Origin of the sequence: Wolbachia endosymbiont (group A) of Colletes cunicularius, from assembly GCF_964264715.1 — a bacterium.
GTDB lineage: Bacteria > Pseudomonadota > Alphaproteobacteria > Rickettsiales > Anaplasmataceae > Wolbachia.
The window spans coordinates 1,265,256-1,290,750 of sequence record NZ_OZ183471.1; the positions used below are offsets into that span (position 1 = coordinate 1,265,256).

The window sequence follows — 25,495 nt, forward strand, 5'->3', positions numbered from 1 at the left end:
GGGCGATTAATCTCCTTTACGAGGTCTTTTTCCTATACTGCAAAAAGCAGAAAGGGCCTCACAAAAATTTTCAATCTGCCACCTATCCACTCTGAGAAGGTATTATCTTCTCATGCTTCCAACCAAGCAATAACTATTCATACCCCCTCCTTTTGACGTGAATTATGGATTAAAGGAGAATAGAAGAGGCAAGAAAACAGGGTAAACTCAGCAGTGATAAAAAAATAGATGAGGTTACCCATGGAAGATATAACAAAACTGTTTTGTTTGGTCGATGATTTTTGCAGAGATATAGAGAAAAATTTTGCAGATAAACTACTGCCAAATGGTAAAAACCCCACAAGAACAACGGAAATTGAGCACTCCGAAATCATGACAATAATCCTGCTATATCAACAATCTCCGTGTAAAACTTTCTATCTACATTACCTAACGTTGCTCTACAAATCAGAGTTTCCAAAGTTACCTTCATATACCAGGTTTGTTGCTCTAAAGCCTAGGGTTTTGTGGCATTTAGCAATGTTGTTGCATTGGCTTTGTGGACAGTCAGAAAACACTGGAATTTCATATATAGACACAACTCCCATTGCAGTTTGTCATGCAAAAAGAATATCCAAAAACAAAGTTTTTGCTGGAATTGCAAAATTAAGCAAGAGCACTTACGGCTGGTTTTTTGGTTTCAAATTACATATGGTAATCAATGAAAATGTTGAAATTCATGCACTTAGAGCCTGTCTTCAAACTAAGTAGAAAGGAGTTAAGAAGTGTGTTATAAGATATATTTTAAATGTACCCAAGCGATATAAGTAACAAAGAATGGAAGATAATAGAGCTATATTTTGAACCTAAAAAGACCGGTAGACCAAGAAAACATAGTATTAGAACAATTATTAACGCAATCCGCTATATGATGAGAACAGGATGTCAATGGAGACAACTGCCTAAAGATTTTCCACCATGGAAAACAGTGTATAGTTGTAATTAGCGATTGAAAAAAAGTGGAATATGGCAAGAGATTCATGATTTTCTAGTTAAAAAAGTAAGAGAGATAATTGGTAAGAATGAAACTCCATCAGTGGGAATAATAGATAGCCAATCAGTAAAAACTACTCAAAAAGGGGATCCAGAGGATATGATGCTGGCAAGAAAGTAAAGGGTAGAAAGCGCCACATCGTTGTAGATACTGTAGGTCTTGTAATTGCTGCTGAAGTACAAAGTGCAAGCATTCAGGATCTTGATGGTGCACTAAATCTTTTTGTTCAAGCCAAATGCAAAGCTCCAACATTACATAAGTTTTTTGCTGATCAAGGATACACAGGTAAATTGCAAAACCTCTGCTTATTGGAAACTGGATGTTTATTGACGATTACCAAGAAAATAGTTGATACAGGATTTCAGGTTATTCCCAAACGTTGGATTGTTGAGAGAACCTTTGCTTGGCTCTCCAATTTTAGACGTATGAGTAAGGATTATGAGCATTCTCCTCTCACTTCAAAAAACAACATCTTCTTTAATATGATCACTATTATGCTTCACAAATTAGCTCATTCTTGAGTTTGAAGACAGGCTCTTAGATCTTCACCATATTTTGATAGCATCCTTAAAGCTTGCATTTTATACTCTTGACTGTTTTGATATTCATTACCTTGTTGATCAGAGTAAGTTAGTTTATCCTGTCCATCAGAAGTTTTGATTACCTTTAAGAAATGATATTCCTTTGATATATCGAGGTTATCATTTGTTGCCCTATTAACAGCACGAGCAACATTATGAAATGCAACGTGTTCTACAGGAGAAAAATTTCCAACGTTTTCTCCATCTATTTTTTCTATATTTGCTTTATAGTAGGATATGTTTTTAATTTCTCCACCCACTATTTCTTGACCAGTTGCTATAAAATCTCCTTTTGTAACTTGCAAAGCATTGAGATGTTCCATTGCAGTTTCTGTATCATTCTCAGCAAGCCAACTTTTGAAGTCAGCATCATGTCCTTTTATGTCTTTCAAGAAATTTTTTAACTCATCTGAGTTACCTTGACGTAAAGCATCTAGGTAGTCTCTTAATAAACTAGGATCTTTTTCCTGTAAGTACATTATCAACGCATGACCTGTTTTATAAACCAGGCTATTTGCTTCGCTGTCCTTTGAATATTCTAAACTTAAAATTTTATCTAAATCCAAATTTGCAGCTTCAGTTTTGTCGATACTTGACCCTTGAGAATTGAATTTATGATCTGAATGATGCTCAAAGTAATCTGCAATTCCTTCCATTAATACTGTAGGTAGGTGCTTACCTCCTGTAGCCAAGTAAGTTAAACCATGTGCAAATTCATGCTGAAGGTTATGAACGCCACCTTGCTGATAGACATACATTTCAGCAAAAACATCAGCTTCCCCTTTGTAGTAACATTTACCACCCTCATCTCCAAGGTAAGAACCGAAACGCTCGCTTCCGCCAAGGTGAGTGTAATCATCCTTGTCATCAAACATATAAATTTTAAATGTTTGTTCTGAGTTGCTGTGTTCTAACTTGAATGTATCTTTAAAACTAGTAGCTGTTTCTTTTATCTCACTTTCAATTGTTGCAATTTTACTTGCTCTTAAATTATGAGAATAAACTTCTACTTTAATATTTAAATCTTTAACTTCTACAACATGTGGCGAATTAAACCCTTTGCCGTTATTGTTAAAGTATTCTTCTTTAGTTATATTTTTATTTATTTGTTGATTGATTGTCATAATTCTAACCTCTAATTTATTAACTCTTCAAATATAAGGTGACCTCTACTAAAAAAGTGTGAATTTTCATATTGGTATAATCTATATCTTAGTGAAGAAATATAAGTAATTAATTTAATATGAACAATATAAGATATAGCTTGACCACAAAAAAAATCTAAATTCTAACGTTACATTAGGATAGGGTAAGAATTTAAAAGCAAATTGACTTTTATTCCACCAAAGCACTATACTAAAACCACGATGGGTAATTAGCTCAATTGGTAGAGCACTTGCTTGACGTGCAAGCGGTCGCTGGTTCGAACCCAGTGTTACCCACGTTTTTGTTCATGAAAAGATTTTATATGACAGCAGTGCATAACGGCAAACACTCAGCAGCACAGTCCAAGCGCTTAATCTATTCCATAATAATAGTTGCGATAACAATGTTTATGGAAATAGTAGGTGGAATAATTTCACATTCGCTTGCTCTACTATCAGATGCAGGGCATATGCTCACTGACCTCTTTGCCTTAGTTTTAAGCTGGTTAGCACAAAAATTTTCAGCTAAGAAATCTGATTTGCAAAGATCATACGGGTATCATCGGTTGCAGATAATTGCAGCATTTGTTAATGGTTTAACTTTATTCTTCATTGCAGTAATCATTATAATTGAGTCAATAAAAAGATTTATTTTTCCGGTAAATGTTGAGTGGAAAGTAATGTTAGTAATTGCTACACTTGGCCTGATCTCTAATATTATAGTCTTTTTTATATTACATAGTAAATGCGAGAGCAGTATAAACATAAAAAGTGCTGTACTACACGTTATAGGAGATATTTTAGGTTCTGTAGCTGCTATACTTGCATCAATAATTATCATGTTTACTGGATGGCAAATGGTGGATCCGATTTTATCGGTATTTGTCAGTGTAATAATTTTAAATAGTGGCTACAAAATTCTAAAGAATTCTTGCCACATACTTCTTGAAGGCACACCTGAAGGGATATCTACTGAGGAAATAAAAAGTAAGATCACATCAGAATTACCTGAAGTGATAGATGTGCACCACATACATGCATGGTCACTGTCTGATAATTATTTTATAATTACCATGCATGCCAAAGTAAAGCAAGATGCACAACACACTGATATTTTGTATGAGATAAAAAAAATACTACTAAATAGGTTCGAGATAGCACACTCTACAGTCGAGATTGAATACGATGAGTGTGCGGATAATAAGATACTTAAACATTGACGTTTTAAATTATTATGCTATTACTAGAGTGTAATGATGTTAAAGGTAGGCTATGATAGGCATTTCTCAAGTACAATTTCCTTCAAAGGATTCGAGTAAGCTAAAATTTGTTAGCTACTTTGGAGCTTTTGTCTCGTTAAGCATTATAACTAACCCTGTTAATGTTCTTTTTTCTCTTGGTACTATATTCTTCAGGTCTGAAATTAAAACTCTTTATATCTACAAAGAAATAAAAATGGCAAAACAGCAAAAAATAAGTAAAAAGGAGTATTGGGAAATATTTTTTAAGAACAATGCAATCAAGGTAGCAGCCTTCCTCTTGTTTTCTGCTTTCATAACATATCTGACTTTCACCTCCACTTTCTTACTAATTTCGTTACTGGGAACTATACCACTTACAATGCTATTGGTTTTATTGCAGAGTGAACTGAGACCAAAAGATTTTAACCCATTTACACTGCTTAAAGCTTCCATGAATTTCTTTCGGGAAGGCATGAAAGAGAACTTACGTGGTATGGTTAATGATCTTGATGTTAATCTTGAACATTTACTGCCCCATCAATTAAATGATGATATCATTAAAAATATCGATAAATTAAAAGATAAGTATAGTGAACAAGTACCTGAAGACGTAATCAAAAATGATGAATATATTCAATTCATTGGATATATAGATAGTTCATATGAGTTTAGTGATGAAAATAAAGGAAGAGTAATTACATTTTTAAATGACTTTTGCAAAGATGGTCAAAAGCATAGCTCTGGCTTTACAGGTGGACAGATTTTACTTTTAGTTCTGAAAGCCTGCAATGATGGAGACAGAGAAGCTGTAAAAGATAAAAAAGACGCGTTAATTAAAAATTTGCTTGATAGTCAAACTTTCTCTAGAAAAGAGCGAATCCCTAACACCTGTTTTACCGGTATTGTCTACAGGATGTTAAGCACACTAGAGGGTATTCATCCTGATCCAGAAATTAGATTTACTCCCCCAAGGGAAATGGTGCTCTCAGAAGCACAAGATAAAGCACGTGAGTTTATGTTAGACAGGTTAAAAGACAAGAAAAACAGTAAAGAAATTCTTAAGGCTTGGCATACAGTTCAAAATAACCATAAAGATAATGAAAGTCAGAAGATAGTTGATGATTTTATTTCAGAAGTAAGTATTCCTTTAATGAGAAAATTATTGAGTTTTTCTTCTCAATATAGTGAACAAATTGTGCTGACGTTAATGAAAAATATTAGCTCTATAAGGTTAAATAAATTACAATGTTTTGAGCTGGTTCAGCACATGAGAAATAAACTGCAGGAGCATGGTTTAGGTGACCAAGAAAGTTTACTCGAAAACATCGGAGAAAAAGTCTTTCTAGAGCTTTTAAACCAAAATTTACTCAAGACAGATTTTTCTCTCAAGGATTCATCTTTGGATGAAGCTAAGAGAATAGCTAATAAGATAATAGAAGGAGAAGTAAAGGAATTTAAATTAAGAGCTGAGAAAACTATTGAAGGTCAAGTGGTTAGAATGTTAGATAAGTTAAAGATGCTGCCACAAAGTAAAAGATGCTATAGAGTATATGTAGAACTCAGTAAAAATAACGAAAATGATAAGGAAAAAATAAAGAAAATTTTGCAAGAAAGGTTAGAAGTAACAAAAGCAGCAATGGATGAAATGTTAAAAAAAGAAGCTTCACATAAGCTAGAGTTAGAAATTGAAAGTGTATATGAAGGAAATAAAGATCACGTTACTCAACTTTATGAAAAAATAAGAGAAACAAAAAAGGAATTCATTGAAGATGGTCTTTTAACACCTCAAGAAGTAGAGAATGTAACAAAAGCAAAAATCATAGACTTAAACAGTATCCGTTCAGCGGAGTGGCAGAATAAGGTAGACAAGGTGATCTAAAAAGATAATCATAGAGCAAAAATGTGGTAAACCTTTTAGAACTTTGCAAAAATTTACAGCAAAGAACAGAAAAGTTAGAAGCAAAAATGGAAAGGCTGGAAAGAGAGAATGAAAGTTTAAAAGCAGAGAACAAGGCTTTAAAGATAGAGAACGCTGAATTAAAGGAAAGGCTTGGTTTAAACTCGAAAAATTCATCTCTACCAAGCTCTAGAGAGTTGTACAAAATAAAAAAGGACAAGCCAAAGAGCGACAGAAACGTTGGTGGTCAGGTTGGTCATAAAGGAAGTTTTCGCGCCAAAATGGATGCAGATGAGGTGATAAAAGTAAAGTTGTCATCTACTTGTGAATGCGGAGGAGGGATTGCAATATGCAAGGGACCGTACATTCATCAAAAAGTTGATCTTCCGGAAATCAAGCCTTATGTAGTGGAATATCAGATGGAGCATGGTCGTTGTCGGAGATGCGGAAAAAGAAGAAGCAGTAAGTTACCAGAAGGTGTTACGTCAGATACATTTGGACCAAGGGTTAAGTCAATAATTGCAGCATTCAGCGGGTTTTACAAAAATTCAAAACGCGAAATAGCGAGTGTCGTAAATGATATCTTCAATTTGAACATAAGCGTCGGTAGCATATCAAATAGTGAACATAGAGTTGCTTCAAAATGCAAAAAAATGTATGAGCAGATCGAACAAGAGATAAGTAGGAGTAAAGTTCTACATATTGATGAAACGAGCCATTATAACAAAGGTAAACTCGCTTGGTGTTGGATGTTTGCAAGCAATACGGCAAGTTTTGTGAAGTTGACAGAGTCAAGGGGAATGAAAGTTTTAAAAAATAGTGTATGCTGCAATCGTAATAGCTTGGTAGTAACTGACAGATATGCAGCATACAATTATTTTTCTGATAAAAACAGGCAAATCTGCTGGGCACATTTATCAAGAGATTTTGAAAGATTAGCCCATAGTTGGAACATTGAGGTCAAAATTCTCGGCTGTTATTTGAGAGATGTTGCCGTTGAGTTGTTTGCACTAAAAAAAGCTTTACTAAAAAATGAGATAGATGTTTTTAGATTTGCCAGACGTGCCAGAAAATTGCGAAAACGTACACGGTATTACTTGAAGCCACTTACCTGAAGCAATTGGAGCTTCTCGAGTTGCGAAAAACATTTTGAAATCTGAAAGAACGATGTGGAATTGGTGTGCCGTAGAAGCATAAAGGATGCTCAGACAAAGAGCAAACTAAGTGCAAAAGCTACATAATAGATGAGGGTGAGCCCCTCAAAGCCGGTTTACAAGAGCAGGCTTTAAACAACCGTAAGCTGCTTTGATAAAGAGTCAAGGTAGTGAGAGTTACGGAAAAGGCACAATTATGTGTCATGTGTTAAATAGAGAGACGAACGCAAGTGAACCACTGATGAAGTGTCGAAACATCAAAGGTGACGTCAAAACCAGGGGGTAATTTCTAACTTGGGATAAACCTATCGGAAACTTGTTTACTGGGTAGGTGGCGTCCGGCATAAAGGTGGCGTGAATCTATTTTGGGCTATTGTGTGGAACTACGGGAACCTGTCGTTTCGATGACAAGGGAGAAATCCAAGAAGCTAAACTTCAAGGATGAGAGTACCGATGCGAAAAACAGGGGCGCGTAGTAGTGAAGAAATTTCTGTAATGGAAATGGAGCGAAGGGGCTGAGTTATTCAGTTTTATTAGTTGGGCAACCAGAAATGGGAGGAACTGACAAATAAAACGAGGCCATCAAATATATGACTGATGGCTGAATAATGGGAGCTGTGTGAGTCGAGAGGTTCATGCACAGTTCTACGACTTACTATTACCCACAAGTATAGAATGAATGAGCAAGTCTCCATCCTTCTGCTAAATCAAAGAGACGTTTCCATCCCTTCCACAAAGCTATAGGGCCTGGTTCTAAGTCATTTTTGCGAGCTAAAAACCCTCCTAACTTGGCCACCCACCTCACAATTTCTCTTATAGGTGGTGGAGTCTCAGGATAGTTTTTTGTCTTAAGCATTTTGGTATATAAAACCTTCCATTCGTCATCAGTCAGTATGACAGTGCAAGAAAGATTCGGATTTGTTCTAGCTACCAATGTGATAAAAAATATTCTCCATGCAATTATACTCATAATTGTAAGAAAGCGGATCAATCTATCTGCTGTTTGGAGCCTACATTCTTCAACTTTAAGACCGGATTTCAAAATTTTATGAAAAACCTCTATTCTCCATCTTAAGCAATACCATTGTATTTTTTCTACTGCTTCTTCAAAATTATTAATATTTATATTTGTTAACAAAATCCAGTTCATGGGCTCTTCGCCAAATGGGGGATATTTTTCTATAACATAGACAGCATTTAAATTTAAATTAGGAAGTTTTTGCGTTTTACGTCTAGCGTTGTTTTTTGATGCATTCATCACAAAGTTACTAAACTTTACTTCTAAAACTGTTGTTCTTTGAGGTTTGTTATCGCAAGCAGGAATACTCACTTGTATTTCTCCTTGGCAAGACATGCGATTCATCAAATCCCACAATCTTTCACCACCTTTTTCAGAATAAGTCGACTTCTTGTTTACTGTTCTGTTTTGATTTCCTCTTACTACAAAAAGAGATTGATTAGTGGAAGCAACTTCAAATAAATCATAAATATCTGCTTCTCTATCACAAACGGTAACTACCTTAACATCCTTTAATCCAGGATGTTTAGTAGAGTCTTTAAGTGATGCTATCCACCGTATGCTTTCTTTCTCTTCTATGGGAAGAGCAGTATTATGGCTTCTTCTTTTCAACTCCTTTAGGTCTTCAGCTAAGGGAGGTCTAGTACTAATTTTTTGATCCAATAATCCTATAGGTAGTCCTTCTGTTGTAACTGCAAACGTTGTATGCATCACTAATCCATGGGTTTTAAAATTAGTTGTTTTAGATGTTAATCTTGCTGCTATAATCCCTAATCCTTCGGTCTTTTTATGATTTTTATATGAAATATAACTCGTGTCCTGGATAGCTAAGATAGTTGAGTATTCTTTAGCTCTTTCAATATTTTTAATTATATGACTGTCTAATATCTTTCTTTCAGAAATGGCATCTTTTTGGAAAAATCTATAAGCTGCTTTACTTTGATGCCAATCTTCACAAGCTTGATTTATTGAACACTCAGGCGATTCAGCAAAACTATTAACTATTTTTAGAAGCCTTTTACTTAATCTTATATCACCAAAATTAACAATTCCAAATTCACTTTCTGCCCATTCGCCAGTTGAGGTATTTATAGTTCTTTTCATCATATATTCCATTTTTAGACCATAGATCTATTTATAATAGAAAGTTGAATTAGTAAGATAGCAGCTTTTTCTCCTTTTAGATTTATGGGTAATAGTAAGCTTAGAAACGCAGCATGCAGGTTTCCCCACACTACGCTTGAGCCCCTTATCTAAGTTCTTCTTTTCTAGAACCGGCTTGTCTTTCATAAATCCTCAGAATACATCAACTTTAGTGGTGACACTAACAGTAGAGAACCTTCTCTTGAAAAGGAGCTTGCTAACATTCTTGTTCGTTTCACTCTCTCATCAAAATACTTTTTCCATTTTAAGTCAAGGGGATTTGCATCCGCTCTGATTTTAACATGTCGTCTGATAGATATATCAATCAGCTTAAGCAGTCTTAAATACCGTATCTCTTTTGGTTTGTTCTTGCATATGGGTGCAGCAAAAACCCATTGGCGTTGACCCATTACTTTGAAGTAACGATTCTTTATCCAACGTAATCCTTTACGAGGATGTCTTTTCTTTGCCCATTTCCATAAACTATGCCAAATTTCATTGTCGATCTTTCTAAACGCTTTTTTAGCACACACATGGTGATAGTAATTTCCCCATCCTCTCAGTAGAGAGTTGAGTGACTTAATTACTATAGCCTGAGTGTTCGCTATATTTGCTTTTATCAATGTACGTGCTTTATTAAGAAGTCTTTTAATACTTTCTTTCGAAGGTTTAATAATTAACTTCTTATTATATCTACGTACATTACAACCAAGAAAGTCAAACCCTGTTGTGATAGATGTAATCTTTGTCTTCTCTTCTGACAGAATTAAACCTCGCTCGTGAAGAAAAGATGATACTAAAGGCTTAACTTCCTTTTCCAGTACTTCATGTGTGAAACCTGAAATAATAAAGTCGTCTGCGTATCTGATTACGTTCACTCCACTTCTGATTTTGTTTCTTCTTCTACTGCCGAGTTTACCAAATCTACTTTCCAATGACTTTTCAAGTCCGTTTAAGGCTAAATTGGCTAGTATTGGAGAAATGATACCACCTTGCGGGGTATCTGCAGTTGTGGGGTACAGAGTTTTCGATTCTAGGAAGCCAGCTTTTAACCAACTATGCAGAATTTTCTTCTCCATAGGAATATGCTTCATAAGCCATTCATGATTAATGTTGTCAAAGCATCCTTTGATATCACCTTCAAACGTGAATTATGGATTAAAGGAGAATAGAAAAGGCAAGAAAACAGGGTAAACTCAGCAGTGATAAAAAAATAGATGAGGTTACCCATGGAAGATATAACAAAACTGTTTTGTTTGGTCGATGATTTTTGCAGAGATATAGAGAAAAATTTTGCAGATAAACTACTGCCAAATGGTAAAAACCCCACAAGAACAACGGAAATTGAGCACTCCGAAATCATGACAATAATCCTGCTATATCAACAATCTCCGTGTAAAACTTTCTATCTACATTACCTAACGTTGCTCTACAAATCAGAGTTTCCAAAGTTACCTTCATATACCAGGTTTGTTGCTCTAAAGCCTAGGGTTTTGTGGCATTTAGCAATGTTGTTGCATTGGCTTTGTGGACAGTCAGAAAACACTGGAATTTCATATATAGACACAACTCCCATTGCAGTTTGTCATGCAAAAAGAATATCCAAAAACAAAGTTTTTGCTGGAATTGCAAAATTAAGCAAGAGCACTTACGGCTGGTTTTTTGGTTTCAAATTACATATGGTAATCAATGAAAATGTTGAAATTCATGCACTTACGCTAACAAAAGGCAATGTTGATGATAGGATACCTGTGCCAAATCTGACGGAAAAATTAATCGGTCTTTTGTTTGGTGACAAAGGTTATATTGCAAAAGAGCTTTTTCAGAAGCTGTTTGACCGAGGTTTGAAACTTGTTACCAAGGTGAAAAAAGGTATGAAAAATACATTGATTTCGTTAAATGAGAAGATTTTACTGAGAAAAAGGTCTATCATTGAGACTGTTTTTGGTTACCTAAAAAATAGACTAGAAATTGAACACACTCGCCATAGATCCCCTGTTAATTTTTTGGTTCATATCTTTTCTACTCTCATTTCCTATTCCATCAAATCCACAAAGCCTTCTATTCCCTATACTTTCTTCCTTCCTTAATCCAGAATTCGCGTTACGAGGGTTTTTAGCTCGCAAAAATGACTTAGAACCAGGTCCTATAGCTTTGTGGAAGGGATGGAAACGTCTCTTTGATTTAGCAGAAGGATGGAGACTTGCTCATTCATTCTATACTTGTGGGTAATAGTAAGTTGTTAGCGGGATCTAGAGATACCGCGGCGGTATGACGTACTGACTTGCATTAGCTATAAAATAGTAGTTTATATAAATCCCATAGCATGCCGAATGAAGCTTTTTTTGAGAAAATTTGAATTTTCAACTGCAATCAAGCCAAGATTTCTTAGTGCTTTAGCGCAGAATATTTTGTTGGAGAACATCTTATTTAATCCATCAGTTGCAAGCGCCATTGTAAAATTATCAAAGTATCTGTTGCGTGAAATTTTCTTTAATAAATAACTACTGCCAACATCAATACCAGATGCTTTTGCAGCAACTATGTGCTTTATAACACTTTCTACATCTCTAATTCCAAGATTAAGCCCTTGACCTGCAACTGGATGAATTGAATGTGCTGCATCGCCGATAAGCAAAACTCTACCCTTATATAACTTTTTTGCGAAAACAAAACTTAAAGGATAAAGTTTTCTTTCACCCTCTAATTTTATCTCTCCTAAATAAGAACCAAATCTTTTTTTGAGCTCTATAATAAATTCTTCTTCAGACAGATCCATTAGCATTTTTGAAATTCCAGATTTTTCTGTCCAAACTATCGAAGAAGTATAGCCACCCTTCATCGGTAGAATTGCGAATGGACCGCCAGGAAAAAAACGCTCTACAGCTAAGTTTTGGTGATGCAGTTCATGCTTTACATTAAATACTATGCTACTTTGTTTATAATTAAATTTCACTGTCGGTATAGAAAATAACTCTGGTAGTTTAGAGTTTTTGCCTTCAGCGCAGATAAGTAGCGATGATATTAATTCCTGGTTATTATCAAGAATAACTTCCACATATCCTGAATCAAAAGCAATTGTTTTATAGGAATGTGGAGAGTATATATTTAGTTTATTCAGAAAATTATTGTTGATTGCATTCCATATAGCAGCATTGTTAATAACATAACCCATTGGTTCTTCACCAACCATTTTATGATTGTAATGCACAGTAACCGCATCTAATATGCATATATCAAGTATTGGCTCAGCTTCGCTTTCTATAAACTGCCAAATCCCTAATTTTTCCAATATTTTTTTCGAGCCTTGAGAAATAGCAAATGCTCGGTTGTCATCTACTACACGTGGTAGACTATTTTTTTCAATCACAGCTACAGACACAGAGTCACAACTGAGGTCAATTGCAGTAATAAGACCAAGTAACCCACCACCTGAAATGATTACATCATAATTCATTTTATTCACGCTAATTGTAAAATTATATTTTATCTATTTTGAAAATAGTTTAAACAAACTTTATAGACAAAGACCTAACATCTTTAGCGATGTCTTCATAAATCTCTGCCAAATCTTCACTTAGCATTAAAGGATTTCCACAATCAGAAGCATGACATATTTGTGGATCCAGAGGAATCCTGCCTAATAGTTTGATGCTCAGCTCCTCAGACATTTTTTTTGCGCCGTCTTTTCCAAATATGTATATTTCTGAGTCATTTTGAATGAAATAACTCATATTTTCCACAATTCCAATAACCGGTACGCTGAGCTTTTTAAGCATATCATAAATTTTGCGAGCATCGATTAAAGAGAGCTCCTGTGGAGTTGAAACTATTATCGCCCCGGTTAAGTTAAAATTTTCCATAAGACTTAAATGCACATCGCCAGTTCCAGGTGGTGTATCAACTATCAAATACTCTATATCGGACCATTTTGTTCCCATGAGCAGATTATAAAGTGCTTTTGTGATCATAGGTCCGCGCCATATTGCTGCACGATCCTTGTCAACAAAATAGCCGATTGAAATAGTATGCAGTCCATACCTTTCTATAGGTATTGCTTTTCCACCCTGTATTTCTGGCTTTAATTTTTCAGTGCTAAGCATTTTAGGAATTGAAGGACCATATATATCTGCATCAACCAGCGCAACTTTATGTTTCAACTTTGCTAATGAGAGAGCAAGATTTAGCGCAACTGTGGACTTGCCCACACCGCCTTTACCAGAGGCCACAACGATTATATTTTTCACTCCTTCGATATGTAATTTAGCTTTTTGTTGCCCAGTTTGTTTTTGACAAGTAGCAACCACGATCACTTTTGTCACCCCCGGTATAGCTTTAACAGCTTGCTCACAATTTCTTCTTAATTCTTCGTTTGCTTGCGTGTTACCGGCAACTTCAAGCGCAAAACCAATGTCCCCGCCTTTAATAATGATTGAGGATATTATGCCAAGAGCGATCACATCTTTACCGCTTTTTTGCTCTATGACTTTTTTTAAGTTCTCCCTTACAATTTCTTCGTTGATCATTAGACCTCTTACATAGCAGATCCCAGTGCGGAACATTTGTTTCGGAAACAGTATGTTAAATGTTATAGCAGGTTTTGTCTAGAACACAAGCCAAGTAGCTTGACACTGGTTCACTTTATGACAGTATCATGAAAGTAGCCTCTTTCTTGTCATCCAATTAGCCCCTTCTCCTGTCATCCGAGTAGCTTGACTACTTGGATCCAGAAAACTTAACTTTAAATAAGTGGCTGCATAATAAAGACTAGATTTCAGCGTCACGCGCTGGAATGAAACCATTTTCGGTCTCTTAAATTGCTTTAGCTACAAACATTAAGAAATTTACCAAGCGGAAAAAAAGGCAAAAGAAGCCCCGTGGTTGGCTAATTACTTACATTATACTTTCAAGTATGGCGTTTTTTTATTCTAAACGCTTAATAACCGCGATTTAGCTGCTTTTTAATGCAACTAACCTTTAGTCATAAATGTTTAAGAAATTTACTAAACAGAAAAAAAGGCAAAAGAAACCCTAGGGTAGCTAATTATTCACTATCCATTTTTTAAGTTGGCGTTTTTTAATGTTTAAAATGCTTTATAAGCGTATTTCAGCTTGTATAGGTAAAAACCTAGAAATTTGATAAAGACATAAGGTGCACATAGTGCAAAAAATTAAACATGAGACGCCAAATACGTTGAGTTTTTTTGTCATTTAATCTGTACAGAGAAGATAAATAAATAGCTTCATCTTTATGATAAGGGGGCTGGCGGAGTTTGTCAAGGAAGTTTTTCGTTTCTGCGGGCTACTTGAATAACGGCTACAATGTTTGTACAATTGTGCGTCATGCGCTGACCCATTTGTTGTGCTTAACAAAAGCAAATGTTCGTACAGTACGAACTGGAATCTGTTACGAAAATTACCTGCAAAAAGAAACCTCTACTCCTTGTTCTTTGCCCTTCCTGCACGCTTACGTTCATTTGGATCAAGGAATTTCTTGCGTAAACGTATAGATTTTGGAGTTACTTCCACCAATTCATCATCATCTATATACGCTATCATATCCTCCAGTGTCATTATCTTTGGAGGGGTGAGTTTTATGGCTTCATCACTACCTGAAGCTCTTACGTTTGTTAATTGCTTACCTTTTAGCACGTTTATCTCCAAATCATTGTCACGGCTATGCTGGCCGACAACCATGCCACAATATACCTTATCCTGTGGCTTGATAAACATAATTCCCCTGTCTTGCAAATTGAAAATTGCATACGCCACAGCCTCACCCTTATCTGTAGAAATTAAAACTCCATTGCGCCTTCCAGAAATTGGACCTTTATGTGGAGCATAACTATGAAATAAACGGTTAATTATGCCTGTGCCCCGAGAATCAGTTAAAAACTCTCCTTGATAACCAATTAATCCTCTTGATGGCACTAAAAACGTTAATCTTGTCCTACCATTGCCAGAAGGTCTCATGTCAGTCACTTCACCTTTTCGGAAGCTGAGTTTTTCCATGATGATTCCACTATATTCATCATCTACATCAATTACTACTTCCTCTATAGGTTCAAGTTTTTTGCCATCTTCTTCCTTAAATAGCACGCGAGGGCGTGAAACAGAAAGCTCAAAACCTTCTCTTCTCATATTTTCAATCAGCACTCCAAGCTGCAACTCACCACGTCCACCCACTTCAAATGCTTCGCCACTTGGTGCCAAAGTTACAGTAATTGCAACGTTTGTTTCTGCTTCTGCATATAAACGATCTTTTATAACAGTTGAGGTAAGTTTTGTTCCCTCTTGCCCAGCAAAAGGTGAGTCATTAACGCTTATAGTAATTGCCATTGTTGGCGGATCAACTGGAGTTGAGCTGACTGCAGTTGTAACTTCTGGTGCTGCTATAGTGTCTGAAACTGAAGCTTTCTCAAGTCCTGCAATGGCAATTATGTCACCTGCTACAGCTTGCTCTACCGAAATACGTTTCAAGCCAGAAAATGAGAGCAACTTAGTTAATCTCCCTCGTTCAATTACTTTACCGTCCAGATCAAGTACCTTAAGATCTGAATTGACTTTTGCAACGCCCTGATAAACCTTTCCTGTCAATATTCTGCCAAGAAACTTATCAGACTCAAGTAGAGTGACCAACATAGCAAAAGGGGCATTTTGATCATAAACAGAAGGTTTTATATAATCTATAACCGTTGAAAATAATGGGCTTAAATCTTTTCTTTCATCAGAAAGCTCCTTAGCACACCAACCATTTCTACCTGAAGCATACAACACTGGAAAATCTAGCTGCTCGTTGGTTGCATCAAGGTTAAAAAATAACTCATATACTTCATTTAATACTTCATCAATTCTGCTGTCTGGTCGGTCGACCTTATTGATTATCACAATTGGCTTCAAATTTGCTTTTAGTGCTTTTGACAACACAAATTTAGTTTGTGGCATGGGACCTTCTGCAGCGTCAACCAGCAGCAACACGCCATCTGCCATGCACAATACCCTTTCTACTTCTCCACCAAAGTCCGCGTGCCCTGGCGTATCAATAATATTGATCTTTTCATCGCCCCACATTATTGACGTGCATTTTGCAAGTATTGTAATCCCACGTTCACGTTCTTGGTCGCCACTATCCATCACTCGTTCTTGAACTTCTTGATTCTCACGAAACGTGCCACTTTGTTTTAACATGTTATCAAGTAAAGTAGTTTTACCGTGGTCAACGTGTGCGATTATTGCTATATTACGGATCGATTTAAATTCGTTCATTTTCTATCATTTCAAAATTAATTTAGTAATAAGTATACATAAAATACACTTGGAGTAAATAACTAAAGCTGTGTATAAATGCTGTGTTTCCAAGATATTATGGGATTACTTTGTTAAATATTCTCTACTCCCAGGTTTTGCTATGGGTAGTTGTTTTAATTCACTTGGAAGTTCTTCCTCGCTGTAGTTTTTGATGTTCAGTTCAATCAAAGATATGACAGGAAAAGGCAGTTTCGTTTCACTATTCCTCTTTATTAGAGAAGCTTCAGCAATGACTTTACCTCCCTCCCCTTCTGCACATTTCACTGCTTCAAGTGAAGATTTGCCTGTGGTTATCACATCCTCGATAAGTAATATTTTCTCACCCTTTTTGATCTTAAATCCACGGCGTAATTCAAACTTGCCATTAACGCGCTCGCAAAACATTGTCTTTATTCCAAGCTGCCTGCCAATCTCATAACCTACAACTATTCCGCCAATTGCAGGAGATAATATTAAATCTATGGAGCTATTTAATTCTTTTTTTATTTTATCTGCTAATAATGCGCAAACTTTCATGGCTCTGCTTGGATTTTCAAAAATCTTCGCACACTGTATGTATGTGTCACTATGCAGTCCGGATGATAAAACAAAATGCCCATGCAAAATTGCTTCTGCTTCTTTAAATTCTTTTATTATTAGGTTGTTTTCGTCTAATATCATTTTTTAAATTTCACTATCACATTCTTTATTAATTATCTGAGTGATACAAATATCAGACCACACGTTTATTGCAGTTTCAAACATATCGATGATTGTATAAATAGGCAAAATCAGTCCCATAATATGCAGAGGAACATTCATCGACATGAGATAACTGGTTGCCATAAAATAGCACCCCATCGGCACTCCAGCGTTACCAATTGCTGCACTAGTTGCTAAAAAAATCCATATAAACATTTCGCTTAAGGAAAATGCGCATCCATTCATCTCTGCAACAAACATTACAGTGATTAGTATAAATGCAGCACATGCATTCATATTAATTGTTGTGCATATTGGTAAAATAAAGGACGACAATTTCTTTGGCACCTTTAGCTGATTTTGCACACAGTCTATAGTTGTTGGCAATGTTGCACTGGATGATTTAGAAAAAAACGCAAGTGTGAGTGCCGGCATAACCCCTTTCAGCGTTTGAATTGGTGATATGCCTTTATACCACATAAGTAGCGGTAAAATCAGAAATGCCTGCACAAAATTTGCAGACATTATGCAAACAAAATACCATAAAAGACTGTAGAACTCGCTACCACCTTTTAATTCGTGCAAAAAACATGTAATAAAAGACCACACAGCAAGTGGAACAAGCTTTAGTAACCCCTGAGCAATTTTAAGTAACGTATCGAAAAGTGCAGAGAATATTTGATGTAATATGTCCTGCTTTTCTTTTGAAAGTGAAACAATAGCTCCACCCATCAAAAAAGCGATCAATATGCTACCAATAACGTTATTTTCAAGAAAAACTTGCACAAAATTCGAAGGAATGAGTGATTTTAAGTATGAAAAGTAACTGTAATTGTTATTATCCAAACTTCCTATCGTGTTACATATAAAATTTTTTTTCACTGGGTCTATTAGCAGGTAAAACAATAATGCAACAAACGCAGCTATAATAGTTGTAAGCAGCGTATAAAATAGTGTTTTCTTAACTAAGGTTTTAATTTCGATTGAGTCTTTAAGTCCTGAAATTGTGGAAACTATTGATAGAAAAACTAAAGGTAAACTTATTAATTTCAACAAACTAACAAATATGTCACTAAACAGCTTTGCTATTTCAAATATAATCTCGCTGTTTAAGTAGTAAGCAACTATTGCAAACAGTATAGAAAAGAGTATTGCAAACTTGTGCATTGAAAATAAAACTTCAAAGTAACATTATACAACAATTTTGCTGTTTTGGAATCAGATTGATAGACAAAATAACTTAACAAATAATGAGAAAATAGGCTATACTTTATTATGAAACATTCCAAGGAGAATCATGAGTATAGAAACACTTGAGATAATAACATTGGTTGCGGGAGCAACATTGGTAGCAGGTGGTACAATAGGGTATATTACAGGTCTTATTGGTTCTGCGCTAGGTTTTACAGCTTTTTTGCCCATTGTTTTAGGCAGTGCCATTATCGCTTCTGCAGCATTATCCTCTACATTAATTTTTTGGTCACTTTATACGTTATATCAGGCAGGCCACGAAGAGCTACTTGAGTTATGGAACTTATCATATATTTCTGGCATAGCAATTGGAGTTGGTCTTGCTGCATCTGTGAATACTGTTTCCCTTGGTGGGTTGTCAGCAACTGGAATAGGTATAATAGTAGGAATTAGTACACCACTTTTAGCAGGTATTGCAGGGGAATGTATAAAGTTTACAGCTAAGAAAGTAAATAACTATATTATACAGCCTATAGTTGAAAAAGTAAGAGGATGCATTCATTCGGAAACAGTGGAATTGGCTAATATTTCTTAATTTAAATTTAGGTGCACTTAGCCCATTCTGGTGATAACAAATTGGAATAGATAAAGTATGATAACTAACTTTTCTGTGAGTATATAGTTTTGCCAGACACAACAGTACGTACCACGTGCCCTTTTACTTTGCGCCCATCGAAAGGGGAATTCTTTGATTTACTAGCAAAGTTGTCAGTTTTAATTTCCCATTCATGATTGAGGTCAACTAAAATTAAATCTGCAGCAAGGTTTTTTTGTATACGACCACGTGATACGTGTATTATATCTGCAGGCTTATATGTCAATTTTGCAAGCACATCAAGTAGACCCATTTGCCCACTGTGGTAAAGTTCAAGTGAAAGGGGCAGCATTGTTTCAAGGCCAACAATACCAAATGCAGCATTTTCAAGTGGAAGATCTTTAGAATTACGATCATGCGGAGCGTGATCAGTTGCAATGCAATCAATCACACCTGTCTTTAAACCTTCAATCATAGCTAAACGATCTTCTTCAGTGCGAAGCGGCGGGTTCATTTTTGCAATTGCTCCATGTTGTTTTACTATATTTTCAGTCAAAGTGAAGTGATGAGGGGTTACTTCGCACGTAACATTTAATCCCAAATCTTTTGCACGTTTAATAGCATCAAGTGAATCTTTTGAAGAGACATGTAAAATATGGTAGTGCACATTTTCCATATCTTTCATGAGCAGTATATCGCGACTTACTATAACCGATTCTGACGCACTCAAGATTCCCTTGACTCCCAATTCTTCAGAAATTTTACCTTCGTTGATTGCACCACCTGCTGATAAATTTAAATCTTCTGCATGTTGAGCAATAGGAACACCCAGCATACTTGAATAAAGCAGCGCCTGTCTCATAATCATTGGGTTCATAACTGGCATGCCATCATCAGTGAACCCAACCGCACCTGCTTCCTTTAAAAGTGCCATTTCAGTCAACTTTTCTTCCGAAGTGGTGATTTTAGCGTAAAATTCAACGTTTACATGCGAAGTTTCAAGTGCTCTATATTTCAAATATTTAGCCAAAACAACGCTATCAATTGCTGGAACAGTGTTCGGCTGACAAACTACAGTTGTAACGCCTCCCGCAGCTGCAGATTTGCTGCCTGTATATATAGTTTCTTTATGTTCTTGGCCTGGTTCACGAAAATGTACGTGAATGTCAATAAGGCCTGGCATTAGAACAAGCCCTTTACAGTCTATTGTTTCATCGACCCCACTTGTTGAAAATAATGATTCACCAAAGTCAATAATTTTATCCCCTTCAGTCAATAATGAACCTTTTATATCAAGTTTAGTTTCCGGGTCGATAATACGAGCATTAGTATACGCAATTTTATAGCCTTCCTTTTGCCCTGTTTGCAACAAATTCCAAGTTTGAGTCATTATATTTGAGTATCGATTATGCAATAAATCTAAAGTTTTTTTAACAAAACACAACCAAATAAAAACGCAGACTAAAGTTGCGAGAGCTGTCTTGAATTAAAATTGTCCCAAAAATTTGGCTCTTATAACCGAGTTACTTCAGTTTTAACGTTAATATGAAAAACTCTTAGCTCTGTTGAAGGATTTTCCAGTTGAATATCTAGCTCATTCTGTATGTTCGATAAACAAATCAAAGCTGAGTCAAAATTTTCATCACACTGCTTCGCTTCATGCATACTATCGATTATTTCCTCTAATTCTTCCACATCATCCATTTCTTGCGGCGCACTTTTTAATATCGCTTTTATTTGGCTTAAGTTTTGACAAATTTTCTCCTGATATCCAGCAATTCTCTCTTGATATATATCAATCATTTTTTGACATGCGTTACCTCTAAATGGATGTTCTTTTTTCTCTTTTATGTAAGAACTTTGAAAGTCTTTACAGTTAAGGATTGCTTCTCTATGGTTTTTTATGTCATTAATTGTGCTGACTATCGACTTATCTATTTTCTTCAAATTTTCTTCCCGTTCTTCTCTTTTAATTATACTTTTGGATTCATTTTTCATTTGGTTCATTTTGTCATACAGGTTTCTGCATTCTTTGTAAGATACCATTGGTTGTAATATTCCTTCTTCTACACCTTTATTGTAAAAATTCTTCAACTCATCACTTGATAGTATTGTTATAGCATCTTCCCTTTTGCCTTGTGATTTAGGATACTTTTTATTCAATGAACTAACATGATTTAACAAGAAATCTTTAACTAGCTCTTCCTTTTTAACTTCAGCTAATTTTTCTAGTGTTTCTATATATTTTAGAACTTCCGCAAAGAGCTGTCCACCAGATGGAGCAAATCCTTGAAGTGGTTTACTCTGAGCTTTATAAAAATCGGTTTGTAAAAAATCTTCAGCTTGTTTTTTTATTACTGAAAGTTCATTAAAGGCTTTTTCTGGATTGATTTTTCTCAAAATACTAATAGTTTTTCTAATCGCTTTTTCTCTCTTTTTATTATCTTGCTTTTCATTTAATATCAGATGTTCAGTTTTGGTAAAAGCATTACCTTGATTACTCTTTGCAATGTTACAAACGATGTTTTTTACAACTTTTTCAGTTGCTGCATAATCTATTTCTTTTGCAAAGCAGTCAACAAATGATTGCCAAACTTTTTTATTAACAAGCTTACTTGTCTTATTTTCAAAATCTTCTCTACTTTTGAATCCTAAAATAGTATAGAGATTTTTTTCAACTATTGGTTCGGCATGTTGTTTTGCCACTTTACCTTTTATATTGAATGGAAATTTACTAATCTTAGTTGTACCCACAATGTTACCTCAATATTAACGCTATCTATAAAAGTATAAAGATTTAATATTTAATTTTTAATTAATGCCAGCATTACTAGCACAGCTAACTACGGGGGCATTATGCTAGCATCAATAGCAAGCGTCAATTAACACTTTAACTTCTAACTTGTCATCAGTAATATTGTTTATATAAAAACTATAATTTTTTATGCCTGAACTTGGGAATATATTGCTATTGGCAGCCTGCTTATTGTCTTTGATATATTTGTTTTTACCGCTTAGTTCTTGTCGGTTTATTACCACTGCCATATTTTTTTGTGTATCAACATCAATGGCTATTTTGATCTACTGCCACATTACAAATGATTTCTCACTCGAAAACGTATATTACCACTCACACACAACAAAACCTTTGATCTATAAGATTTGTGGAGTTTGGGGAAATAAAGAAGGGTCTATGTTGCTTTGGACATTAGTGCTTACCTTTTACCTATTTCTGATGGGTATTTTTACTGATAACGACAGTAAATTGAAGAAAGTATCCTTGATCACCCAAGGCTTGATTTGCTTTTGTTTTTTACTGTTCACTTTACTTGAATCCAGCCCCTTCACTAAAATGCCAAGCGTTGAAAAAGATGGATTGGGTTTTAATCCGATATTGCAAGATATAGGCCTTGCTATTCATCCACCGATATTATATTTGGGGTACCTTGGATTTAGCGTTCCTTTTTCGCTCTCTATAGCTGGATTAATTGCAAATACTGAAGGAAATGTTTGGGCTAAAATTGTCAGGCCTTGGGTATTTATTTCTTGGTCGCTGCTCACTTTGGGCATCAGCTTGGGTAGCTGGTGGGCATATCGCGAACTTGGGTGGGGTGGATTTTGGTTTTGGGATCCAGTGGAAAACGTTTCTTTGATGCCGTGGCTAATTGCAGTGGCGCTGACACATTTGTTGCTCGTTGTACGAAATTTCAATACTTTAAGGAATTTCGCTATTTTACTTATGCTTACAACTTTTATATTGAGTGTAACTGGAACATTTCTAGTCCGCTCAGGAATACTCACCTCAGTGCACACGTTTGCAGATGACTCAAGGTATGGACTATATATATTAGCTCTACTTGGTGTAATTACAGTCAGTAGCTTAGTAATATTTGTAGTGTTTACGAGAAAAAATCGCACATCTTTCCAGTGCTCGAAATTGGAATCCAGAAAGAAATCTGCTACTCAAGTGACAGAGGGTAGAAGATTCTTTTCACGCCTTACGATGATGCTGATGAACAATTTATTATTCATCACTGCCTTTTTCATCGTGTTCGTTGGCACTTTATACCCTACAGTGCTTGAGTATTTAACCGGTGAATTAATTTCAGTTGGAGCACCATATTACAATTCTTTATTTAATCCTATTGCACTGGCTATTCTAGTGCTCACCATGATCGGGCAATACTGCCGTTGGCAGGGAAATAGTCTATTGCCAATATTCCGTGAATATAGATTTTCATTCTGCAGTGCTGCAGCTATTTTGCCGTTTATCTTTCACATGGAGCTAATAATTGTGCTATCAATTACTATCTCCATAGCATTATTAATCTTTGTTTTAGAAGCATACAGTAAAAGAATTCGTTTATTTAAGAGCGAATCAATTTTATTAGCAAGAAGAGTTTCCAAATCCTACTATGCAATGATGCTTGCTCATGCTGGAGTGGCAATTCTAGTGCTTGGTATAGCTTATTCAGTTGGTTGGCAGGAGAAAAAAGAAAATTACTTAAAAATAGGGGATAGCATAACAGTCAATAAATTTAAAGTTACTTTGCAAAATATTGAGCTAATAAAAGAAAAAAATTTCCATGCAGTGAGAGGTACAATGGATATCAGGAATTTGCTGAATAACAAGGTATTGGGTGAAGTAACTCCTGAATATAGATTTTACCTTGCGGAAGGTCAGAAAAATGTTGAAAGCAGTATCTACCACAATTTGCTTTCTGATATTTATGTTGTAATTGGAGAGATTGATAAGAGTAAGAGCAAAATTGCAGCTAAAGTGCACTATAAACCTGGAATGTCTATAATCTGGCTTGGATCCTTTCTCATCGCTTTTGGTTCGCTCCTTGCCGCTTTTCCTTCTAGTGGACGAGCAAGGGTTGTTTAGCTGTGGGTTATACGGTATTTAGAAAGGATTATATTAAATCTCATTAAGAAAGAGAGGCATCTTATAAAAGCTCGCAACAAAAATTTCATATAGTTATTACTATAGATAGCTATCTTATGAATATATGAAAAAAAAGTTATAAAAAATAATATACTATCATAAAACCTTATGGTAAAGCATATGTTTGTTTATATAAAGAAAGTAATATGAGCGACTCCAACGATAGCGATGACAAAAAGCACACTGACTCTATAAATTACAAAATAGGGCAAAAGATAAAATACTGGAGGTTAAAGCTAAAATATACTCAGGAGAATTTGGCAAATAAAATTGGAGTACCAAAACAGCAAATACTGAGACAAGAACAAGGGGTAGATGACATTTATCCACACGAACTCTATGCCATAGCAAAAGCGTTATCAGTTAATATCGGAGCTCTACTCCCTAAAAGTGAACATAGTTGTTGGGATAAAGATAGGATGAAAGTGTTGAAAAATCTTGTCGGAATACATGAAGAAATTGAAAATCATGGATTAGACGAGGCATTTTATTTACTAGCCAGGTCTATCTATAGCTAACCGAAGTAAGATTTCCCCGAGAGCTGAAAGACAAAATCAATAGCCGAATTAATATTGGGCCAAAAGCTTGGCAGCACTTTTCTTATGGCATGCTTAATGGCAAACCAGAACTTCTCAATCGGATTTAAATCCGGTGAGTATGGCGGCAAGAACAAAATTTTACACCCAACATTTTCTATCAAATTTTTCGTTCTTGCAGATTTATGAAAGCTTGCATTATCGAGAACAATAGTCTGTCCAGGTTTTAATATAGGAACAAGTATATTTTCTACATAAGCATCAAAAATCTCGCTGTTGCAGTAGCCCTCAATTACCCAGGAAGCTTTAACTTTTCCCTCATTTAGTGCTCCTATTATGCTTACCCTCTTTCTTTTAAACCCTGGTTTATCGGCAAATAACCTCTTGCCTTTTTGAGACCACCCATATTCATAAAATCTGTTGTCTTCTACTCCAGAGTCATCTATGAATATCAAGTTTTCTTTTTCTATTCCTTCTATTTTTTTTATGAACTCCTTGCGTTTCTCTTCATTCCTTTCCTGATAAAGAAAAGTTTTTTTTATATGTATAGTTTACTTTTTTAAGATAATTGTAGACTGTGCCTTTGCACATGTTGCCAAATTTTTCAATTATTTTTTCAACCGTAATATCTCGGTTTTCATCCAGAAATTTGACAAAGCCATCTAAGTACTTAATTTTATGACTATGTCCCTTTTGGTAGCCTGAAGACGGTTTTATACTTCCTGTTTCTTCTCTTCTTTTCCTCCACCAGTATATAGTTTTTCTATCAATTTTGAACATCTTGCTTACTTCTTCCATAGTCATTTTTTTCTCGTCAACCACTTTTAAAACTCGTTCCCTCAGGTCCTCACTATATGGCTTTGCCATCATTCTACCTTAATTAAAGCAGTATTATACCTTTTTACACTCCTTTGAGGAAACCTTATTTCGGTTAGCTATAGGTGTACAGTTTAGAGGACAATGGATAAGAGATTGTGAAAAGGGTTTAGCTTTTGGCCTATGATCTCTTTAAATGACAGAATTT

Annotated in this window: 22 protein-coding genes, 1 tRNA gene and 2 pseudogenes; 12 read left to right on the forward strand and 13 right to left on the reverse strand. The window is 35.4% G+C overall.

The annotated features are described in order from the left end of the window. Positions 1–240: 240 nt before the first annotated feature. The 4 genes and pseudogenes from ACFELZ_RS07485 to ACFELZ_RS07500 all read left to right on the forward strand — a co-directional run. Positions 241–726: pseudogene (locus tag ACFELZ_RS07485) on the forward strand (transposase); the annotation flags it as partial. 61 nt (positions 727–787) lie between these two features. Then, complete coding sequence (locus ACFELZ_RS07490) at positions 788–985, forward strand: transposase (RefSeq protein ID WP_375315780.1); 198 nt, start codon at positions 788–790, stop codon at positions 983–985. 3 nt (positions 986–988) lie between these two features. Further along, the gene (locus tag ACFELZ_RS07495) at positions 989–1,153 is read left to right on the forward strand and encodes a hypothetical protein (protein WP_375315781.1); all 165 of its coding nucleotides are present in this window, start codon (positions 989–991) and stop codon (positions 1,151–1,153) included. Between the two features lie 17 nt (positions 1,154–1,170). Further along, the gene (locus ACFELZ_RS07500; RefSeq protein WP_375316621.1) at positions 1,171–1,554 is read left to right on the forward strand and encodes a transposase; all 384 of its coding nucleotides are present in this window, start codon (positions 1,171–1,173) and stop codon (positions 1,552–1,554) included. On the opposite strand, the gene ACFELZ_RS07505 is transcribed toward ACFELZ_RS07500, so the two are convergent. Then, on the reverse strand, positions 1,545–2,738 hold the full coding sequence (locus tag ACFELZ_RS07505) for a collagenase (RefSeq protein ID WP_375316061.1): 1,194 nt from the start codon (positions 2,736–2,738) through the stop codon (positions 1,545–1,547). The genes ACFELZ_RS07500 and ACFELZ_RS07505 overlap by 10 nt on opposite strands. Before the next feature lie 245 nt (positions 2,739–2,983). On the opposite strand from ACFELZ_RS07505, the gene ACFELZ_RS07510 reads away from it, so the two are divergent. The 4 genes and pseudogenes from ACFELZ_RS07510 to tnpC all read left to right on the forward strand — a co-directional run. Next, positions 2,984–3,056 (forward strand) — tRNA-Val (locus tag ACFELZ_RS07510). An 11-nt stretch (positions 3,057–3,067) separates the two neighbouring features. Beyond that, on the forward strand, positions 3,068–3,979 hold the full coding sequence (locus ACFELZ_RS07515; protein ID WP_375316062.1) for a cation diffusion facilitator family transporter: 912 nt from the start codon (positions 3,068–3,070) through the stop codon (positions 3,977–3,979). A 52-nt stretch (positions 3,980–4,031) separates the two neighbouring features. After that, positions 4,032–5,879: a hypothetical protein gene (locus ACFELZ_RS07520; protein WP_375316063.1), complete on the forward strand. Its 1,848-nt coding sequence runs from the start codon at positions 4,032–4,034 to the stop codon at positions 5,877–5,879. Between the two features lie 23 nt (positions 5,880–5,902). Next, positions 5,903–7,076: pseudogene (gene tnpC, locus ACFELZ_RS07525) on the forward strand (IS66 family transposase); the annotation flags it as partial. 633 nt (positions 7,077–7,709) lie between these two features. Here the strand turns inward: tnpC and ACFELZ_RS07530 are convergent. From ACFELZ_RS07530 to ACFELZ_RS07540, 3 genes are read right to left on the reverse strand one after another with little or no spacing between them, the layout of a single operon-like run. Further along, positions 7,710–9,176 carry an IS4 family transposase gene (locus ACFELZ_RS07530; RefSeq protein ID WP_375316680.1) on the reverse strand — a complete coding sequence of 489 codons (1,467 nt, stop codon included), beginning with the start codon at positions 9,174–9,176 and terminating at the stop codon, positions 7,710–7,712. A 24-nt stretch (positions 9,177–9,200) separates the two neighbouring features. Beyond that, the gene (locus ACFELZ_RS07535) at positions 9,201–9,359 is read right to left on the reverse strand and encodes a hypothetical protein (RefSeq protein WP_375316739.1); all 159 of its coding nucleotides are present in this window, start codon (positions 9,357–9,359) and stop codon (positions 9,201–9,203) included. Continuing rightward, positions 9,356–10,306, reverse strand: coding sequence for a group II intron maturase-specific domain-containing protein (locus tag ACFELZ_RS07540; RefSeq protein ID WP_375316064.1), 951 nt, complete (start codon positions 10,304–10,306; stop codon positions 9,356–9,358). The genes ACFELZ_RS07535 and ACFELZ_RS07540 overlap by 4 nt, the downstream gene beginning before the upstream one ends. A gap of 135 nt (positions 10,307–10,441) precedes the next feature. Here ACFELZ_RS07540 and ACFELZ_RS07545 point away from each other — a divergent pair, with 135 nt between their 5' ends. After that, positions 10,442–11,302 carry an IS982 family transposase gene (locus ACFELZ_RS07545; RefSeq protein ID WP_375315868.1) on the forward strand — a complete coding sequence of 287 codons (861 nt, stop codon included), beginning with the start codon at positions 10,442–10,444 and terminating at the stop codon, positions 11,300–11,302. 218 nt (positions 11,303–11,520) lie between these two features. Here ACFELZ_RS07545 and ubiH read toward each other — a convergent pair whose 3' ends face one another. The 5 genes from ubiH to ACFELZ_RS07570 form a co-directional block, all read right to left on the reverse strand. Then, positions 11,521–12,669, reverse strand: a complete 1,149-nt coding sequence (ubiH, locus tag ACFELZ_RS07550; protein ID WP_375316065.1) for a 2-octaprenyl-6-methoxyphenyl hydroxylase — start codon at positions 12,667–12,669, stop codon at positions 11,521–11,523. Between the two features lie 49 nt (positions 12,670–12,718). Continuing rightward, complete coding sequence (locus ACFELZ_RS07555; RefSeq protein ID WP_375316066.1) at positions 12,719–13,738, reverse strand: P-loop NTPase; 1,020 nt, start codon at positions 13,736–13,738, stop codon at positions 12,719–12,721. A 910-nt stretch (positions 13,739–14,648) separates the two neighbouring features. Then, positions 14,649–16,478: a translational GTPase TypA gene (typA, locus tag ACFELZ_RS07560; protein WP_375316067.1), complete on the reverse strand. Its 1,830-nt coding sequence runs from the start codon at positions 16,476–16,478 to the stop codon at positions 14,649–14,651. A gap of 105 nt (positions 16,479–16,583) precedes the next feature. Then, positions 16,584–17,180, reverse strand: coding sequence for an orotate phosphoribosyltransferase (pyrE, locus tag ACFELZ_RS07565; RefSeq protein ID WP_375316068.1), 597 nt, complete (start codon positions 17,178–17,180; stop codon positions 16,584–16,586). Positions 17,181–17,183: 3 nt separating this feature from the next. Further along, positions 17,184–18,368, reverse strand: coding sequence for a dicarboxylate/amino acid:cation symporter (locus tag ACFELZ_RS07570; RefSeq protein ID WP_375316069.1), 1,185 nt, complete (start codon positions 18,366–18,368; stop codon positions 17,184–17,186). A gap of 130 nt (positions 18,369–18,498) precedes the next feature. Here ACFELZ_RS07570 and ACFELZ_RS07575 point away from each other — a divergent pair, with 130 nt between their 5' ends. Then, the gene (locus ACFELZ_RS07575) at positions 18,499–18,987 is read left to right on the forward strand and encodes a hypothetical protein (protein WP_265032772.1); all 489 of its coding nucleotides are present in this window, start codon (positions 18,499–18,501) and stop codon (positions 18,985–18,987) included. A gap of 64 nt (positions 18,988–19,051) precedes the next feature. Here ACFELZ_RS07575 and ACFELZ_RS07580 read toward each other — a convergent pair whose 3' ends face one another. Both ACFELZ_RS07580 and ACFELZ_RS07585 read right to left on the reverse strand, forming a co-directional pair. Further along, positions 19,052–20,377 (reverse strand): dihydroorotase, encoded by a 1,326-nt coding sequence (locus ACFELZ_RS07580; RefSeq protein ID WP_375316070.1) that lies wholly within the window; start codon positions 20,375–20,377, stop codon positions 19,052–19,054. A 122-nt stretch (positions 20,378–20,499) separates the two neighbouring features. Then, positions 20,500–21,741 carry a hypothetical protein gene (locus ACFELZ_RS07585; RefSeq protein WP_375316071.1) on the reverse strand — a complete coding sequence of 414 codons (1,242 nt, stop codon included), beginning with the start codon at positions 21,739–21,741 and terminating at the stop codon, positions 20,500–20,502. A 190-nt stretch (positions 21,742–21,931) separates the two neighbouring features. On the opposite strand from ACFELZ_RS07585, the gene ACFELZ_RS07590 reads away from it, so the two are divergent. Then, positions 21,932–23,875, forward strand: coding sequence for a heme lyase CcmF/NrfE family subunit (locus tag ACFELZ_RS07590; RefSeq protein ID WP_375316072.1), 1,944 nt, complete (start codon positions 21,932–21,934; stop codon positions 23,873–23,875). A 206-nt stretch (positions 23,876–24,081) separates the two neighbouring features. Continuing rightward, the gene (locus tag ACFELZ_RS07595; protein WP_375316073.1) at positions 24,082–24,453 is read left to right on the forward strand and encodes a helix-turn-helix domain-containing protein; all 372 of its coding nucleotides are present in this window, start codon (positions 24,082–24,084) and stop codon (positions 24,451–24,453) included. Here ACFELZ_RS07595 and ACFELZ_RS07600 read toward each other — a convergent pair. Continuing rightward, positions 24,450–25,019 carry an IS630 family transposase gene (locus ACFELZ_RS07600; RefSeq protein WP_375316618.1) on the reverse strand — a complete coding sequence of 190 codons (570 nt, stop codon included), beginning with the start codon at positions 25,017–25,019 and terminating at the stop codon, positions 24,450–24,452. The genes ACFELZ_RS07595 and ACFELZ_RS07600 overlap by 4 nt on opposite strands. After that, positions 24,979–25,341, reverse strand: a complete 363-nt coding sequence (locus ACFELZ_RS07605; protein WP_375315796.1) for a helix-turn-helix domain-containing protein — start codon at positions 25,339–25,341, stop codon at positions 24,979–24,981. The genes ACFELZ_RS07600 and ACFELZ_RS07605 overlap by 41 nt, the downstream gene beginning before the upstream one ends. Positions 25,342–25,495 lie beyond the last annotated feature (154 nt).

Bases quoted from the DNA above. Each gene is read 5' to 3' on its own strand.
- ACFELZ_RS07490 (WP_375315780.1), top strand. From the start codon at position 788: ATGTACCCAAGCGATATAAGTAACAAAGAATGGAAGATAATAGAGCTA.
- ACFELZ_RS07505 (WP_375316061.1), bottom strand. From the start codon at position 2,738: ATGACAATCAATCAACAAATAAATAAAAATATAACTAAAGAAGAATAC.
- ACFELZ_RS07515 (WP_375316062.1), top strand. From the start codon at position 3,068: ATGAAAAGATTTTATATGACAGCAGTGCATAACGGCAAACACTCAGCA.
- ACFELZ_RS07520 (WP_375316063.1), top strand. From the start codon at position 4,032: ATGATAGGCATTTCTCAAGTACAATTTCCTTCAAAGGATTCGAGTAAG.
- ACFELZ_RS07530 (WP_375316680.1), bottom strand. From the start codon at position 9,176: ATGATGAAAAGAACTATAAATACCTCAACTGGCGAATGGGCAGAAAGT.
- ACFELZ_RS07535 (WP_375316739.1), bottom strand. From the start codon at position 9,359: ATGAAAGACAAGCCGGTTCTAGAAAAGAAGAACTTAGATAAGGGGCTC.
- ACFELZ_RS07540 (WP_375316064.1), bottom strand. From the start codon at position 10,306: ATGAAGCATATTCCTATGGAGAAGAAAATTCTGCATAGTTGGTTAAAA.
- ACFELZ_RS07545 (WP_375315868.1), top strand. From the start codon at position 10,442: ATGGAAGATATAACAAAACTGTTTTGTTTGGTCGATGATTTTTGCAGA.
- ubiH (WP_375316065.1), bottom strand. From the start codon at position 12,669: ATGAATTATGATGTAATCATTTCAGGTGGTGGGTTACTTGGTCTTATT.
- ACFELZ_RS07555 (WP_375316066.1), bottom strand. From the start codon at position 13,738: ATGATCAACGAAGAAATTGTAAGGGAGAACTTAAAAAAAGTCATAGAG.
- typA (WP_375316067.1), bottom strand. From the start codon at position 16,478: ATGAACGAATTTAAATCGATCCGTAATATAGCAATAATCGCACACGTT.
- pyrE (WP_375316068.1), bottom strand. From the start codon at position 17,180: ATGATATTAGACGAAAACAACCTAATAATAAAAGAATTTAAAGAAGCA.
- ACFELZ_RS07570 (WP_375316069.1), bottom strand. From the start codon at position 18,368: ATGCACAAGTTTGCAATACTCTTTTCTATACTGTTTGCAATAGTTGCT.
- ACFELZ_RS07575 (WP_265032772.1), top strand. From the start codon at position 18,499: ATGAGTATAGAAACACTTGAGATAATAACATTGGTTGCGGGAGCAACA.
- ACFELZ_RS07580 (WP_375316070.1), bottom strand. From the start codon at position 20,377: ATGACTCAAACTTGGAATTTGTTGCAAACAGGGCAAAAGGAAGGCTAT.
- ACFELZ_RS07590 (WP_375316072.1), top strand. From the start codon at position 21,932: ATGCCTGAACTTGGGAATATATTGCTATTGGCAGCCTGCTTATTGTCT.
- ACFELZ_RS07595 (WP_375316073.1), top strand. From the start codon at position 24,082: ATGAGCGACTCCAACGATAGCGATGACAAAAAGCACACTGACTCTATA.
- ACFELZ_RS07605 (WP_375315796.1), bottom strand. From the start codon at position 25,341: ATGATGGCAAAGCCATATAGTGAGGACCTGAGGGAACGAGTTTTAAAA.